We start from the raw sequence: 15168 nt of genomic DNA, 5'->3' as shown, positions 1-15168 counted from the left end.
CGGCCTGTATCGTCGCCGCCAGGCCGGTTCTTCGCCCGTTTTCCATCGGCTCATCACACATTCCACTGAAGCGGGCTGCCAAAAGGAGTGTGTGACAATGGCAGAAATCCTGATTCAAAATGCGGATGCCATCCTGACGATGGATGATGCGCGCCGTGTGCTGCACGGGGCGGACGTGCTGATCCGCGGCGGTGAAATCGCCGCTGTGGGGCAGGGGCTGGAAACCGGCGGGGATATCATCTCCGGGCGCGGCTGCGTCGTCACCCCCGGGCTGGTCAACACCCATCACCATCTGTACCAGAACCTGACCCGCGCGGTGCCGGGCGCCCAGGACGCGCTGCTGTTCGGCTGGCTGCAGCGGCTGTACCCCATCTGGGCCCGCTTCGGCCCCGACGAGATGTTCGTCTCGGCCCAGCTGGGCCTTGCCGAGCTGGCGCTGTCCGGCTGCACCCTCAGCTCCGACCACCTCTACCTCTACCCCAACGGCTCGCGGCTCGAGGACACTATCCACGCGGCCCGGGACGTCGGCCTGCGCTTCCACCCCACCCGCGGCGCCATGAGCATCGGCGAAAGCGATGGCGGCCTGCCGCCCGACAGCCTGGTCGAGGAGGAGCGCGCCATTCTTGACGACATGATCCGGGTGGTGGATGCCTTCCATGACCCGTCCGAAGGCTCCATGTGCCGGGTCGGCCTGGCGCCCTGTTCGCCCTTTTCGGTCAGCCGCGGGCTGATGCGCGATGCCGCCCTGCTGGCCCGTGACAAGGGGGTGATGCTGCACACCCACCTGGCCGAGAATGACGAGGATATCGCTTATTCCGAGGCGCAGTTCGGCTGCCGCCCGGGCCAGTACGCCGAAGAACTGGGCTGGACCGGCGGCGATGTCTGGCATGCCCATTGCGTCAAGCTCGACGTGCAGGAGATTGATCTCTTTGCAAAAACCCGCACCGGGGTGGCGCATTGCCCCTGTTCCAACTGCCGCCTCGGCAGCGGCATCGCGCCGGTGCGGGCGATGCGTGACGCCGGCGTGCCGGTGGGCCTGGGCGTGGACGGCTCCGCCAGCAACGACATGGCCAGCCTCAGCGCCGAGGCGCGCCAGGCGATGCTGCTGCAGCGGGTGGCAAACGGCGCTGACGCCATGAGCGCCTATGAAACCCTTGAAATCGCCACCCGCGGCGGCGCCGATGTGCTGGGCCGCCCCGATTGCGGACGGCTGGCGCCGGGCAAGCGCGCCGATATCGCCATCTGGGACACCACCGGCATCGCCTCCAGCGGCAGCTGGGATCCGGCGGCGCTGCTGCTGGCGGGCCCGGCACAGGTGAAACACCTGTTCGTCGAGGGCAGACAGATCATCCGCAGCGGCGAGATCACGACCATCGACCTGCCGCAGCTGATCGAGCGTCACGGCCAGCTGGCACGCGCCTTGGCTTCTTCTTTGTAAAAATACTCAAACCGCCGCAGGCGGAGGCGCGTCAGCGCCTCTCCTGCACCGGCTTGCCGCCGATCCAGACCTCGGCAATTGCGCGGTCATCGCCCATCATGATGGTCGGAAACACCGCCTCCCACAGATCTTCGGCGCGGGCCGAGCGCTGCGCGATCGCGGGGGTTGAGGCCAGATCCAGCACCACCAGATCCGCCTCCATGCCTGCCGCGATGTTGCCGATCTTCGCTTCCATCCGCAGCGCCGTGGCCGAGCCTTGGGTTGCCAGCCACAACAGCTGTGCCGGGTGCAGCGGCGTGCCGCGCAGCTGGCCGATCTCATAGGCCGCCGCCATGGTGCGCAGCATCGAAAAGCTCGACCCGCCGCCGGTGTCGGTGGCAAGGCCGATCCGCTGCCCCTCTGCCATCAGCCCGGCCATGTCGAAGAGGCCGGAACCGATGAAGGTGTTCGACGTCGGGCAATGGATCAGCCCGGCGCCGAATTCGCGCAGCCGGTGCCGTTCGCGCTCTTCCAGATGGATGGCATGGCCGTAAAGGCCCCGGGCGCCCAGCAGCCCGAATTCCTCATAGGTATCCAGATAATCCCGCGCCTGCGGAAACAGCGATTTCACCCAGGCGATCTCGTCAGTCTGCTCGCTCAGATGCGTCTGCATCAGGCATTGCGGATGCTTGGCCCATAGCGCGCCCATGGCCTCAAGCTGTTCCGGTGTCGAGGTGGGCGAGAACCGCGGCGTGATGGCGTAGTCCAGCCGGTCCACCCCGTGCCAGCGCGCAATCAGCGCCTCCGAGGCATCATAGGCCGACTGCGGCGTGTCGCGCAGCCCGTCCGGCGCATTGCGGTCCATGCAGGTCTTGCCTGCCGCGACCCGCTGCCCCCGCGCCTGCGCCGCCGCAAAAAACGCCTCCACGCTTTCGCGGTGGATGGTGCAGTAGCTGCAGACCGTGGTGGTGCCATGCGCCGCGGTCAGGTCCAGGTAGCGGCCGGCGATTTCATCGGCATAGGCACGGTCCGCAAACCGCATCTCCTCGGGGAAGGTATAGCTGTTCAGCCAGTCGATCAGCCGCTTGCCCCAGCTGGCGATGATCGCAGTCTGCGGGTAATGCACATGGGCATCGACGAATCCGGCCAGAATCAGTCTGCCGCCGTGATTGCTGACCTGCGCCCCCGGCAGCAGTGCCTGCATCTCCGCCAGCGTGCCGGTCCCGGCAATCAGGCCGTCCTGCACGGCGACCGCCTCGCCCAGGCGGGCAGCGTCTTCCGGGCGCCCGCCGGCAAACGGCGAGCGGGAAAAAGCCAGCACGTGCCCCTTCAGGATGAAACCGGTACCCATTCTTCCAACCCTTTCCTTGCAAAATGGCTCCGGGCAGGATACCCGCCGCAGCAGCTCCGGTAAATTGTGCCATGGCCATTGTTTTCCGGCAGCAGGGTCTTCTATTTTGCAGGCAAAACGCACGAAATACCGGGGGGCATAACATGAGCAGCGGCGACAACATCTCCGGCGATCTGTCTCAGGACGACGCCTATGACCTGGACCGCAAGCTGGTTGCGCAGGTTCTGGATGCGGTTGAGCAGGGGGATCAGCAGACCCTGACGGCGCTGCTGGAAGACCTGCACGCTGCCGACATCGCCGACCTTCTGGAACAGATCGATTCCGTTGACCGCGCCAGCCTGATCCGCCTGTACGACCGGGAATTCGACGGCGAGATCCTGTCGGAACTGGACGAGAGCATCCGCGAAGAGGTCATCGGGATCCTCAACCCGCTGGTTCTGGCCGATGCGGTCCGGGAAATGGAAAGCGACGATGTCGTCGACCTGCTGGAAGACCTCGAGGTGCCGCAGCAGGAAGCCATCCTCGATGCGCTGGAGGACGCCGACCGGGTCGCGGTGGAGCAATCGCTGAGCTTCCCGGAAAATTCAGCCGGCCGCCTGATGCAGCGCGAGGTCGTGATGGCGCCCGAGCACTGGAATGTCGGGCAGGCCATTGATTTCATGCGCAACTCCGAGGATCTTCCGGATCAGTTCTACCACGTTGTCCTGGTCGACCCGCGCCTGCATCCGATCGGGAATGTCACCCTGGGCCGGATCATGGCCACCAAACGCCATGTGCCGCTGACCGATCTGGTCGAGGACACCTTTCAGGTCATCCCGGCGGAGCAGGACGAGGAAGACGTGGCCTATGCCTTCAACCAGTACCACCTGATCTCGGCGCCTGTTGTGGATGACGAGGGGCGGCTGGTCGGGGTCATCACCATCGACGACGCGATGATCGTGCTGGACGAGGAGCATGAGGAGGACATCCTGCGCCTCGCCGGTGTGGGCGAGGAAAGCTCGCTGGCCGACCGGGTGATCGAAACCACCAAGCGCCGCTTTCCCTGGCTGGCGGTGAACCTTGTCACCGCGGTGCTGGCGTCGCTGGTGATCGCCCAGTTCGAGGACACGATTGCGCAGTTCGTGGCGCTTGCCGTTCTGATGCCGATCGTTGCCTCGATGGGCGGCAATGCGGGCACCCAGTCGCTGACGGTTGCGGTGCGTGCCATCGCCACCCGCGACCTTACCGGGTCCAACGTCTGGCGGGTGATCCGCCGCGAAGTGCTGGTGGGGCTGGTCAACGGGGTGATCTTTGCCATCGTGATGGGGCTGGTCGGTCTTGCCTGGTTCGGCTCGCCGATGCTGGGCGCGGTGATTGCCGTCGCTATGGTCATCAATCTGGTCGTGGCCGGGCTGGCAGGCACGGTGATCCCGGTTCTATTGGAGAAGGCGGGCATTGACCCGGCGCTGGCCTCGGGCGCCTTTGTGACCACCGTGACCGATGTGGTCGGCTTCCTGGCCTTCCTTGGCCTGGCCGCCGCCGTTCTGCTGTAGGAGACCGCCATGACGGATCTGACCGAAATCAAGGCCGCCGCCCGCAAGGCCGCCTTCGTGCGCCGCAAGGAAGCGCATGCGCGCAACATCCCCGGCGCGGCAGGCCACCTGTCGGAGGTGCTGGCCGGCTACCGCGGCGTGCCGCTGGCGGGCTACATGCCGATCCGCACTGAAATCGACCCGCTGCCGGCCATGGCCGAGGCGGCTGCGCATGGCCCTGTCGGCGTGCCGGTGATCCTGGGCGAGGGCCAGCCGCTGAAGTTCAGCCGCTGGCAGCCTGACGGTGCGCTGCGCGAAGGCCCGTTCGGCGCCATGGTGCCCGAGGCGGATGACTTCTTCGAACCGGAAATCCTGGTGGTGCCGCTGGTGGCCTTTGACACCAGGGGCGGGCGGCTGGGCTATGGCGGCGGCTTTTACGACCGCACGCTGGAGCTGCTGCGCGGCAAGCGGGCGGCGCTGGCCATCGGCTTTGCCTTTGACGCCCAGGAGGCCGAAGACCTGCCGCTGGAGCCCACCGACCAGCCGCTCGACATGATCGTGACCGAAAGCCGCATTCTGCAGTTCAGCCGCTGACGCCCGCCAAGCAGCCAAGATTTTTGTGAAAAATCTTGGCAAAACTTTTCAGAAAAGTTTTGCGCGCCTGCCGCGGGCCTTGTCCTGCCGGGCGCATCGGCGTACCACGCCGCAATGCGAATTCTGTTTCTAGGCGATGTGATGGGCCGCGCCGGGCGCCGCGCCGTCACCGAGACCCTGCCGCGGCTGCGGCAGGAGTGGCGGCTCGATTTTGTTGTGGTGAACGGCGAAAACGCCTCCAACGGCATGGGGCTGAGCGGCGAGCATGCCAAGCTGCTCTTGGACGCGGGTGTCGACTGCCTGACGCTGGGCGATCACGCCTTCGACCAGAAGGACATGCTGCAGTTCATCGAGCAGGAGCCGCGCATCATCCGGCCCTTGAACTTTGCCAAGGGCGCGCCGGGCCGCGGCCACCGGCTGTTCCAGGCGCCCGGCGGGCGCAAGGTGCTGGTGGTGCAGGTGCTGGGCCAGGTGTTCATGAAACGCGCCTTCGACGACCCTTTCGGCGCGGTGGAGGCGGTGCTGAAATCGCATCCGCGCGGCGGGCTGGCGCAGGCCATCATCGTCGACATGCATTGCGAGGCCACCTCGGAAAAGATGGCGATGGGCCATTTCTGCAATGGCCGTGCCTCGCTGGTTGCCGGCACCCATACCCATGTGCCGACCGCAGACGCGCAGATCCTTTCCGAAGGCACCGGCTACCTCACCGATGCCGGAATGTGCGGCGACTACAACTCGGTGATCGGCATGGACAAGGCCGAACCGATGCGCCGCTTCCTCACCGGCATGCCTAAGGCCCGCTTCACCCCGGCAAACGGCGAGGCCACCCTGTCGGGCGTCTTTGTCGAGACCGACGACCGCACCGGCGCCGCCAAGCAGATTCGCATGGTGCGCAATGGCGGCCTGCTGCAGGAAGCGGTGCCGTAAGCGGCGGCCGCAGGTCCTGCGGGGCGGCCTGAGGCGGGAAGTTTGGCCGCAAAAGCAGCGATTTGCCGCAAAATCTCCTGAATGGTCCCAGCCGCCGGCCTCCGGACACGGAAATTCTTGCTCCGCCATGGGGTTTCGGAAAGACTGCGCGATGGCGGAGCGCTCTCCGGCACGATAAACCGGCCTTAAACAATATGGGCATAGTCACGGCATATGCAGTTCTTCCAATTTGGTGACACCGGCAACGCAATCCTTGCACTTGTAATTGTTCTGGCCATGTTCCTGGCTTTCCTGCGGGAGACCTACCCGACAGAAGTGGTGGCACTGACCGGCGTGGCGGCGATGCTGGCCACCGGCGTTCTGCCCTACGATCAGGCGCTGCCGGTGCTGGCCAACCCGGCGCCATGGACCATCGCCGCGATGTTCATCATCATGGGCGCCCTGGTGCGCACCGGCGCGCTCGACGCCTTTACCCAGGTCGCCAAGAGCCAGGCAGAGGTCAATCCCAAGCTCGCGGTGGCCTTGCTGATGGGGTTTGTTGTCACCGCCTCTGCCGTGGTCTCGAACACTCCGGTGGTCGTTGTGATGATCCCTGTCTTCATTCAGATTGCGCGCACGCTGAATGTCTCGCCGTCGAAAATGCTCATTCCGCTCAGCTATGCAGCAATCCTGGGCGGCACGCTGACGCTCATCGGCACCTCCACCAACCTGCTGGTCGACGGCGTTGCGCGAGCTCAGGGCCTGGCGCCTTTCACCATTTTCGAAGTCACCCCGCTGGGGCTGTTCCTTGTCGCCTATGGCATGGTCTATCTCCGGTTTGTCGCCCCGCGGCTGCTGCCGGAACGCGACAGCATGGCGGCGATGCTCAGTGACAAGTCCAGGATGAAGTTCTTTACCGAGGCGGTGATTCCGCCGGACAGCAACCTGATCGGGCGCGAAGTCACCGGCGTGCAGCTGTTCAAACGCCCGGGCGTGCGGCTGATCGACGTGATCCGCGGCGATGAATCGCTGCGCCGCCACCTCGAAGGGGTGGAGCTGCAGGTCGGCGACCGGGTGGTGCTGCGCACCCGGATGACCGAGCTTCTGAGCCTGCAGAGCAACAAGGAACTGAAGCGGGTCGACCAGGTCTCCGCGGTGGAGACCCAGACCGTCGAGGTGCTGATCACCCCCGGCTGCCGCATGGTGGGCCGGAGCCTGGGCGCGATGCGCCTGCGCCGCCGCTATGGCGTCTATACGCTGGCCGTGCACCGCCGGAACCAGAACATCGGCGTGCAGCTGGACGATCTGGTGGTGCGGATCGGCGACACCCTGCTGCTGGAGGGCGCGCCCGCTGATATCCAGCGCCTGGCTTCGGATATGGACCTGGCCGATGTGTCGCAGCCGACCCAGCGCGCCTACCGCCGCAGCCACGCGCCGATTGCCATTGCTGCGCTCCTGGGCATCGTGGTTCTGGCTGCCTTTGGCGTGGCGCCGATCCTGATGCTGTCGGTGCTGGCTGTGGCGCTTGTTTTTGTCACCCGCTGCATCGACGCGGAAGAGGCGTTCTCCTTTGTCGATGGCCGTCTTTTGGCGCTGATCTTTTCGATGCTGGCGATCGGCGCCGCGCTGGAAAGTTCCGGTGCCGTCAGTCTGATTGTCAGCGCGGTGGCGCCGGGGCTGTCGATGCTGCCGCCGTTCCTGCTGGTCTGGGCGGTCTACCTGCTGACCTCGGTGCTGACCGAACTGGTCTCCAACAACGCGGTGGCCGTGGTGGTGACCCCCATCGCCATCGGCCTGGCCCAGGCCGTCGGTGTCGATCCGCGCCCGCTGGTGGTGGCGGTGATGGTGGCGGCTTCGGCCTCCTTTGCGACCCCCATCGGCTATCAGACCAACACGCTTGTCTATGGTCCGGGCGGGTATAAGTTCACCGATTTTCTGCGCGTCGGCATCCCGCTGAACCTGACTGTCGGCATGCTGGCCTCACTGCTCATTCCCTTCATCTGGCCGCTCTGATCCGCCTGTGCCGCACAGGCGGCACGGCGCCGCCGCCGAAGCGGCCGGCGGGAACTTTCGGGCGTCCTGCGCATTATAACCGGGAGGAATGTTCAGCAGAGGCGCATCATGAATTTCAGGAATCTGTTTCTGGTCACGGTACTGGCCGGGTCCACCGCAATCGCATTGGCTTCGCAGGCGCTGGAGGCGGAAGGCGAGCGGCCCGGCGTGTCCGCCGCGGCGGCAAAATCCTTCTGAAGGATTTTGACCAAACTTTTCTGAAAAGTTTGGTCCCGCAGGCCGGCGGCGGAGCGCCCTACATCGGCCAGAACAGCAGGATGGCCGGGACCGAGACCGCAATCACCAGAATTTCCAGCGGCAGGCCCATCCGCCAGTAATCGCCGAACCGGTAACCGCCAGGGCCCAGCACCAGGGTGTTGTTCTTGTGCCCGATCGGCGTCAGGAACGCGGCCGACGCAGCCACCGCCACCGCCATCAGGAACGGGTCGGGCGAGACTCCCAGCGTCTGCGCCATCTGGATGCCGACCGGGGCGGCGACAATCGCGGTGGCGGTGTTGTTCAGCACGTCCGACAGCGTCATGGTCACCACCATCAGCACCGTCAGCACCGCCCAGGCCGGCAGGCCGGCGGTCAGCCCGGTCAGCGCATTGGCAATCAGCGCCGTCCCGCCCGAGCTGTCCAGCGCCGCCCCCAGCGGGATCATCGACCCCAGCAGAACCACCACGGGCCATTCCACGTGGTCATAGATCTCGGCCACCGGCAGGATCTTCAGCAGCACGTACCCGATGGCCACCAGCCCCAATGCCACCGGCAGGTACAGCAGCCCCACCGAGGCCGCCAGCACCGCCGCGGCAAACAGCCCGATGGCGGCCCAGGTCTTGTCGTTGTCGGTGACCGCCAACCCGCGTTCGGCCAGCGGCAGGCAGCCCAGCCATTCGGCCACATCCGCAACCCGCCCGCGCGGGCACAGCAGCAGCAGGATATCGCCCGCCTCGATATCGGTCTGGCGGATCTGCCGGGTGATCCGGCGGCCCTGGCGGGACACCCCCAGCAGCACCGCGCTCTGCCGCCAGGACAGGCCGATGGCCTGGGCGCTGCGGCCGCGGATGCGGGCGGTTTCCGGCACCACCAGTTCCACCAGCTCCAGCCCCTCGCCGGCCGCGGTCAGCTTTTCCTGCCGGGCGGCATCGGCAAAATCCAGTTTCAGCGCGCTGCGGAACTCGTCCAGCGCCTCCGGTTCCGCCTCCAGCACCAGCGCGTCGCCCTGCCGCAGGATCGCCGCCACCGAGCGCCCGTAGCGCCGCTTGCCGTCGCGGATCAGGCCGAGGATGGCCACATCCGCCTTTTCGGCCTCTTCCTCGAGTTCGCCCAGCCGCTTGCCGATCAGCTCCGAGCCTTCGCCCACCGTCAGCTCGGCGATATAGGGGGCCAGCTGCGCCTCCGACGCACCGGCGGCGTTCCGGCGCTCAGGGATCAGCCGCCAGCCGAACAGCGCCACGAACGCCAGACCCGCCAGCGCCGCCGTGGCGCCCACCGGCGCAAAGTCGAACATCCGGAACGGCTCGCCCAGCGTCTCGCCGCGGATCGCGGCGATGATGATGTTGGGCGGCGTGCCGATCAGCGTCGCCATGCCGCCGAGGATGGTGGCAAAGGACAGCGGCATCAGGCTCAGCCCCGGCGCCCGGCCTGCCTTGCGGGCGGTCTGGATGTCCACCGGCATCAGCAGCGCCAGCGCCGCCACATTGTTCATGAAGGCCGACAGCACCGCGCCGACTCCGCCCATCAGCGCGATATGGCCGCCGAGGCCGCGCGCCGAGTCCACCAGCGTCCGGGTGATCAGGAACACCGCGCCCGAGCGCACCAGCCCGGCCGAGACGATCAGCACCAGCGCCACCACCAGGGTGGCGGGATGCCCGAAGCCGGCAAAGGCGTCCGCCGCAGGCACCACCCCCAGCACGACGCCGGCCATCAGCGCGGCAAAGGCCACCAGATCATAGCGCCAGCGTCCCCACAGCAGCAGGGCGAAGACAGCGGCAAAAAGGGCAAACAAAACAGCCTGGTCATATGTCATGGCGCCACCTTAGCCGCGAAACCCGGCGGAACAAGGGAGAAGCCGGGGCAGGGGCGCTTGAAAGCAGGCGCCGGCACGGGCTATATGAGCGCCAATTCAAGTTTACAGCAGCAAGGATGCACCATGGCAGGCCATTCAAAATGGGCGAACATTCAGCACCGCAAGGGCCGTCAGGACGCGGCGCGGTCGAAACTGTTTTCCAAGCTGGCCAAGGAGATCACCGTGGCCGCCAAGATGGGCGACCCCGATCCCGACAAGAACCCGCGCCTGCGCCTCGCGGTGAAAGAGGCCAAAAGCCAGTCCGTCCCCAAGGACGTGATCGAGCGCGCGATCAAGAAAGCCATCGGCGGCGATGCCGAGAATTATGACGAGATCCGCTACGAGGGCTACGGCCCCAACGGCGTTGCGGTGATCGTCGAGGCGATGACCGACAACAAGAACCGCACCGCCTCCAACGTGCGCTCCACCTTCTCCAAGAACGGCGGCAACCTGGGCGAGACCGGCTCGGTCGGCTTCATGTTCGAGCGCAAGGGCGAAGTCACCTATCCGGCCGCTGCCGGCGATGCGGACACCGTGATGATGGCCGCCATCGAGGCGGGCGCCGAGGATGTCGAAAGCTCGGAGGACGGCCACATCATCTATTGCGCCGACACCGACCTCAACGACGTCTCCAGCGCGCTGGAGGCGGAGCTGGGCGAATCCGAGTCGACCAAGCTGGTCTGGAAACCTTCCACCACCACCGAGCTGGACCTCGAAGGCATGCAGAAGCTGATGAAGCTGGTGGACGCGCTCGAAGACGACGACGACGTGCAGCGCGTCACAACCAACTTTGAAGCCTCCGACGAGGTCATGGCGCAGCTCTAAGAGGCTGCTGCCCCGCAAGGCTGAAGGCCCGCTTCTCCTGCGGGCCTGTCCTTGACCCCGGCGGGCGCAGGCATTGCCGAGGGGGCAGTGCCCCCTCCCGGCCAAGGCACTGGGAAACGCGCCGGGATCAGTCCAGCTTGCGGTAGCGCAGGACAGTGCCGCGCGGCAGATGCATCAGCGTCAGCTCCTGGCGGCCGGCATGGTCGATCACATAACAGTAATCCTCGCCGGTCTCTTCTTCGCGCGCATGCAGATACGGTCCGCCGCCCTCGAATTCAAAACACCGCTCCGAGACGGACAGGTAGTCCCGCCCGGTATCGGCGCCATCATAGCTGTTGTCCCGCTCCGCCCCCAGAACGGTGAACTGCGCATTGGGATCCTCCACCGAATACCAATGGCCCTGCAGCCTGTTCAGCAGCCCGTCATGCTCGGTCCAGGGCCGCACCGCGGCATCCCGCAGGACGACATCGGCTGTCCGGTCGTAAACGGCCTCCAGATCGCCCCGCACGGTGAGCGGCGTTCCCGGGTCCAGTGCTTCCATGACGGAAAAGACCAACCGCGGCGTGCGGCCGTCATCGCGGACAAGGAACTTGGTGCCCCCGGCATGAAAACTGCACGCCCGCTGGCCTTCGATAGAGCAGCCCTGCAGGGTCACATTGTCCGAATAAGGTTCGCCATAGGCGCCCGGCGCACCGGCCTGCGGTGCGGCCGGGGGCGGGGCCGCCGGCGCGTCAGCCGCTGCATTCAGCGTCAGCGTGAAATGCCTGGCGGTTTCGCCGGTGTCCAGCCTGCGGAACCCCTGCGTCTCATATCCGCGCGGGCCGCATTGGGTGTCGCCGTGAATGGTGAAGGGCTCGGGGGAGGTGCAGAAGGTGTAATCGCCGCTGGCAAGAACCGCGCCGCCGGCATCGGCCCGGTAGTAATAGTAGCGTGTCTTCAAATCGCCGCTGACCGCCGTTTTGCAGCCGCCCGCCGGAATGGTCCACCAGCCTTCCGAGACCCAGCCGCCGCCGCTGGAATAGCCGATGGCGAGGCTCAGGCTTTGCCCCGCGTTGTTGCAGATCTCCAGCCCGGCCAAGGCCGGCGATGCCGCCAGTCCCAGACCCGCGGCCAAAAGAATGCGCTTCATTTTCAATGTCCCCCGGCTGATGCTTGAAACGCTAGGCGGGAATGCCGGGGGCGGCAAGGAAAACCCGGATGCCCCGCAGCCCGGCTGCTAGTCGGTCAGGACACCGCCGGCCCGCAAGGCCGCGGTGCCGGGCACCCAAAGGTTCTGGTGGGAGATGGCGAAGATCCGGTCGGCAAACTCTGCGCTCACCCCTTGCTGCAGCAGAAAAGCGCGGTCCTTTTCCTGCTCCTTTCCCAGGTCGATCTGCGGCAGGCCGCTTTCGAACTGCAGCGCATAGCTGTGAAAGCCAAGCCGCCCCCCGCGCCCCAGGCTGCGGCGGCGGCCGGCGGCGAACATCAGGGTGCAGGCCGAAGCACACAGGCCCTCGGCGCGCGTGGCCAGTCCGCGCTCCCGGATCAGCCTGGCCGCGCCGCGGGCTTCCGCGATCAGACCGCCGGGACTGGTCAGGGACACCCGGTGCAGGCCGGGGTGCCGGTCCGCCATCTGCTCCATCCGCCGGGTCAGCCCGAAGGTGATCTCGCCCTCGAGGACCAGCACCCGGCCGTCAGCGGACACCGTCAGGCTGTACAGCGCCTCGCGCGCCTGCCGCCGCTGCTCGGCATAGGCGGGCTGTTCCACCGCCCTGGCGATCAGCAGCGCATCCCACCACAATGTCAGCGCGGCGAAGCCTGCAAACAGCAGCACCAGCCAGCCGCCCCAGACCGGCGCCATCGCCCCGGTGCTGCGCACATGCGCATCGGCGCTCAGCTGAAAGGCCCGGCCCTGCCACAGCAGAAACAGCCCGTCCGCGGCCATCAGCGCATAAGCCAGCGGCACCGGCAGCCGGATCCAGTGATTGAGCGCCAGCCACCCGGCCACAACCCCCGCCCGCGGCAGCACCACCTGCAGAACCAGGCTGCGGCGCGGGGAGGCGGGGGCGCGCATCAGCCTTGCCGCCTGCCGCAGACGGCACAATTCCCGTGCCGGCAAACCGGCTGGAACACCTGGAATTTGCGGTCCCCTGCGGCCGGGGTCACTCTGCAAATGCGGCAATCTCCTGCAGCGGTTTTTTCACCTTGGCAACGGCGGGCACCGTGGCGTCCGCCGCCGGATGGCCGACGGCGATGATCATGGTGGGCTTCTCCGAGGCCGGCCGCCCCAGGGCGCCGTTCAGGAACTTCATCGGGTTCGGGGTATGGGTGAGGGCGCACAGCCCCGCCGTATGCAGCGCTGTCAGCAAAACGCCGGTGGCGATGCTGACGCTTTCCGGCACGTAGTAGTTCTTGTACCGGCTGCCGTCGCTGAATTCCCCCCAGCGCTGTGCAAAGACCACGATCAGCCAGGGCGCGGCGGTCAGATGCGGCTTGTCGGCATCGGTGCCGATCGGCTCCAGCGCCTTGATCCATTCATCGCCGGCGCCGCCCGCATAGAATTTCCTTTCCTCCGCCTCGGCCTCGGCCCGGACCCGCGCCTTCAGCTCCGGGTTGGAGATCGCGGCAAAGAACCAGGGCTGGTGATTGGCCCCCGAGGGCGCGGTGCCGGCCGCGCGGATGCAGGTTTCGATCACCGCCCGCGGCACCGGCCGGTCTGAATAATCCCGCACCGTATGGCGCCGCTGCATATGGGCCAGAAACTCTGCCGCCTTTTCCTGCATCTGCGCGTCCGAATAGGCCGCCCGGTCGGGCAGGGGCAGCGGATCATAGCTGAGAGCGTCTTTCGAGAACATGGGCGGGCTTTCCGGTTTGGCTTTGCGTCAGATACAGTCTAGCCGATTTCTGCACCGCACGGGTCACCTCTGCAAGGGCAGGCGCCATCACCCGCGCCACCTGCCAGGTCAGCGGCACCGGCAGCGCGGTGTCCGCAATCAATGGGACCAGGCGGCCGGAGCGGATGTCGCCTGCGACCATCGCCAAGGGGTTCATGCCCCAGCCCAGACCCGCCGCAGCGGCATCGATGAAAGCCTGGGTGGAAGGCAGGAAATGGGCGGGCGGCGCCAGCCCGGGCGCCACATTCCGCTCCAGCCACAGCCGTTGCAGACTGTCTTTTGCATTGAAGATCAAGCAAGGCGCGCGGGCCGCGGCCTCCGGTGTCACCCCATCGGGGAACCAGCGCGCCATGAACGCCGGGCTGGCGGTTGCGGCATAGTCCAGCGTGCCCAGCGGAAAGGCGTCAAACCCGGTCACCGGCTTGGAACTGGCAGTCACCGCCGCCGAAACCTCGCCCCGCTTCAGCCAGTCCGCGCTGTGGTCCTGGTCATCCACCAGCAGATCGAACAGCACGCCGTCCACGTCTGCCATCGCCCCGATGAACCAGCTCGCCAGGCTGTCGGCATTGACCGCAATCCGCAGCCGCACCGGGCCCTGGCCCGCCTCCAGCGCCAGCTCGCGCGCCAGCTGCGCCTCCAACAGGCCGATGTCCTCGGCATGTTTGGCAATCCGCAAGCCCGCGGCAGTGCCGGTGCAGGGCGCGCCGCGCAGCACCAGCGCGGTGCCAATGCGGTCCTCCAGCGCCTTGATCCGCTGCGAGACGGCCGAGGGCGTCACCGCCAGCGCATGCGCCGCGGCCTCAAACGCGCCAAGACGCAGCACCGCGCTCAGCGCCGCCAGCTGGCTGGGATCCATCTGCATTAGCAACTCTAATCTGGCTTAAGTCTCTTTAACTGGATTAACGGCGCGGCAGCGCCTAGTCAAATCCCAGCACACCAATGGAGACAGCGATGCCCCCCAGCCTGCTTGCCGGATTTGCCCTTGGCCTCAGCCTGATCATGGCGATCGGCGCCCAGAACGCCTTTGTCCTGCGCCAGGGGCTGCGGCGCCAGCACGTGTTCTGGATCTGCCTCACCTGCGCAGGCTCCGACGCTGTGCTGATCACCGCGGGCGTGTTCGGCTTCGGCTCGCTGGCGCTGGCGCTGCCGTGGTTCGAACAGGCGATGCGCTGGGGCGGTGCCGCCTTCCTGATCTGGTACGGCGCCCGTGCCCTGCGCGCCGCCTGGCAGGGCGGGGAAACTCTGGAAGCCGCGCAGGAGGGGGCAGGCGCCGCGCTGCTGCCGGTGCTGGCCACCGTGCTGGCGCTGACCTGGCTGAACCCGCATGTCTACCTCGACACCGTGGTGCTGCTCGGCTCGATCTCCGCCCAGTATCCGCAGCCGCTGGTCTTTGCCGCCGGCGCCGCCATCGCCAGCTTCACCTTCTTCTTTTCGCTCGGCTACGGCGCCAGCCTTTTGGCCCCGGTCTTTGCCCGCCCGCGCGCCTGGCAGGTGCTGGATGCCATTGTCGGCCTCACCATGTGGGCCATTGCCGCCAAGCTCCTGTTGATGTGACGAACAGTGCCTGT

General features: G+C 66.7%; 14 protein-coding genes. 8 read left to right on the top strand and 6 right to left on the bottom strand.

The annotated features are described in order from the left end of the window. Positions 1–97 precede the first annotated feature (97 nt). Entirely contained in the window at positions 98–1438 is a 1341-nt protein-coding gene (locus tag OKQ63_RS11775) for an 8-oxoguanine deaminase (RefSeq protein WP_264210270.1), read from the top strand. Positions 1439–1469: 31 nt separating this feature from the next. On the opposite strand, the gene guaD is transcribed toward OKQ63_RS11775, so the two are convergent. Further along, positions 1470–2768 carry a guanine deaminase gene (gene guaD / locus OKQ63_RS11770; RefSeq protein WP_264210269.1) on the bottom strand — a complete coding sequence of 433 codons (1299 nt, stop codon included), beginning with the start codon at positions 2766–2768 and terminating at the stop codon, positions 1470–1472. A gap of 143 nt (positions 2769–2911) precedes the next feature. Between guaD and mgtE the strand changes: the two genes are divergently transcribed. The 5 genes from mgtE (at position 2912) to OKQ63_RS11745 (ending at position 8029) form a co-directional block, all read left to right on the top strand. Continuing rightward, complete coding sequence (gene mgtE, locus OKQ63_RS11765; RefSeq protein WP_264210268.1) at positions 2912–4300, top strand: magnesium transporter; 1389 nt, start codon at positions 2912–2914, stop codon at positions 4298–4300. Between the two features lie 9 nt (positions 4301–4309). Then, a complete protein-coding gene (locus OKQ63_RS11760) occupies positions 4310–4873 on the top strand; it encodes a 5-formyltetrahydrofolate cyclo-ligase (protein WP_264210267.1) in 564 nt (187 codons plus the stop codon). Between the two features lie 114 nt (positions 4874–4987). Continuing rightward, on the top strand, positions 4988–5800 hold the full coding sequence (locus OKQ63_RS11755; protein ID WP_264210266.1) for a TIGR00282 family metallophosphoesterase: 813 nt from the start codon (positions 4988–4990) through the stop codon (positions 5798–5800). 213 nt (positions 5801–6013) lie between these two features. Then, positions 6014–7792, top strand: coding sequence for an SLC13 family permease (locus tag OKQ63_RS11750; RefSeq protein ID WP_264210265.1), 1779 nt, complete (start codon positions 6014–6016; stop codon positions 7790–7792). A 108-nt stretch (positions 7793–7900) separates the two neighbouring features. Then, positions 7901–8029, top strand: a complete 129-nt coding sequence (locus OKQ63_RS11745) for a hypothetical protein (RefSeq protein WP_264210264.1) — start codon at positions 7901–7903, stop codon at positions 8027–8029. 58 nt (positions 8030–8087) lie between these two features. Here the strand turns inward: OKQ63_RS11745 and OKQ63_RS11740 are convergent, their stop codons facing one another. After that, a complete protein-coding gene (locus tag OKQ63_RS11740; RefSeq protein ID WP_264210263.1) occupies positions 8088–9863 on the bottom strand; it encodes an SLC13 family permease in 1776 nt (591 codons plus the stop codon). Positions 9864–9986: 123 nt separating this feature from the next. Between OKQ63_RS11740 and OKQ63_RS11735 the strand changes: the two genes are divergently transcribed. Next, the gene (locus OKQ63_RS11735) at positions 9987–10727 is read left to right on the top strand and encodes a YebC/PmpR family DNA-binding transcriptional regulator (protein ID WP_264210262.1); all 741 of its coding nucleotides are present in this window, start codon (positions 9987–9989) and stop codon (positions 10725–10727) included. Positions 10728–10854: 127 nt separating this feature from the next. On the opposite strand, the gene OKQ63_RS11730 is transcribed toward OKQ63_RS11735, so the two are convergent. From OKQ63_RS11730 to OKQ63_RS11715, 4 genes are all read right to left on the bottom strand, one after another. Then, positions 10855–11856: a DUF1036 domain-containing protein gene (locus OKQ63_RS11730; RefSeq protein WP_264210261.1), complete on the bottom strand. Its 1002-nt coding sequence runs from the start codon at positions 11854–11856 to the stop codon at positions 10855–10857. A gap of 87 nt (positions 11857–11943) precedes the next feature. Next, complete coding sequence (locus OKQ63_RS11725; protein ID WP_264210260.1) at positions 11944–12780, bottom strand: hypothetical protein; 837 nt, start codon at positions 12778–12780, stop codon at positions 11944–11946. Between the two features lie 88 nt (positions 12781–12868). Then, positions 12869–13561, bottom strand: a complete 693-nt coding sequence (locus OKQ63_RS11720) for a nitroreductase family protein (protein WP_264210259.1) — start codon at positions 13559–13561, stop codon at positions 12869–12871. Continuing rightward, the gene (locus OKQ63_RS11715; RefSeq protein WP_264210258.1) at positions 13533–14462 is read right to left on the bottom strand and encodes a LysR family transcriptional regulator ArgP; all 930 of its coding nucleotides are present in this window, start codon (positions 14460–14462) and stop codon (positions 13533–13535) included. Before OKQ63_RS11715 ends, OKQ63_RS11720 begins: the two co-directional genes overlap by 29 nt. A gap of 89 nt (positions 14463–14551) precedes the next feature. On the opposite strand from OKQ63_RS11715, the gene OKQ63_RS11710 reads away from it, so the two are divergent. Beyond that, positions 14552–15154, top strand: coding sequence for a LysE/ArgO family amino acid transporter (locus tag OKQ63_RS11710; protein ID WP_264210257.1), 603 nt, complete (start codon positions 14552–14554; stop codon positions 15152–15154). The last annotated feature ends 14 nt before the right edge of the window (positions 15155–15168 follow it).

It is taken from the genome of Leisingera thetidis, from assembly GCF_025857195.1.
Taxonomy (GTDB): Bacteria; Pseudomonadota; Alphaproteobacteria; order Rhodobacterales; family Rhodobacteraceae; genus Leisingera; species Leisingera thetidis.
The sequence above is the reverse complement of the archived record's forward strand: the minus strand, read 5'-3'. Positions and strand labels throughout refer to the sequence as shown.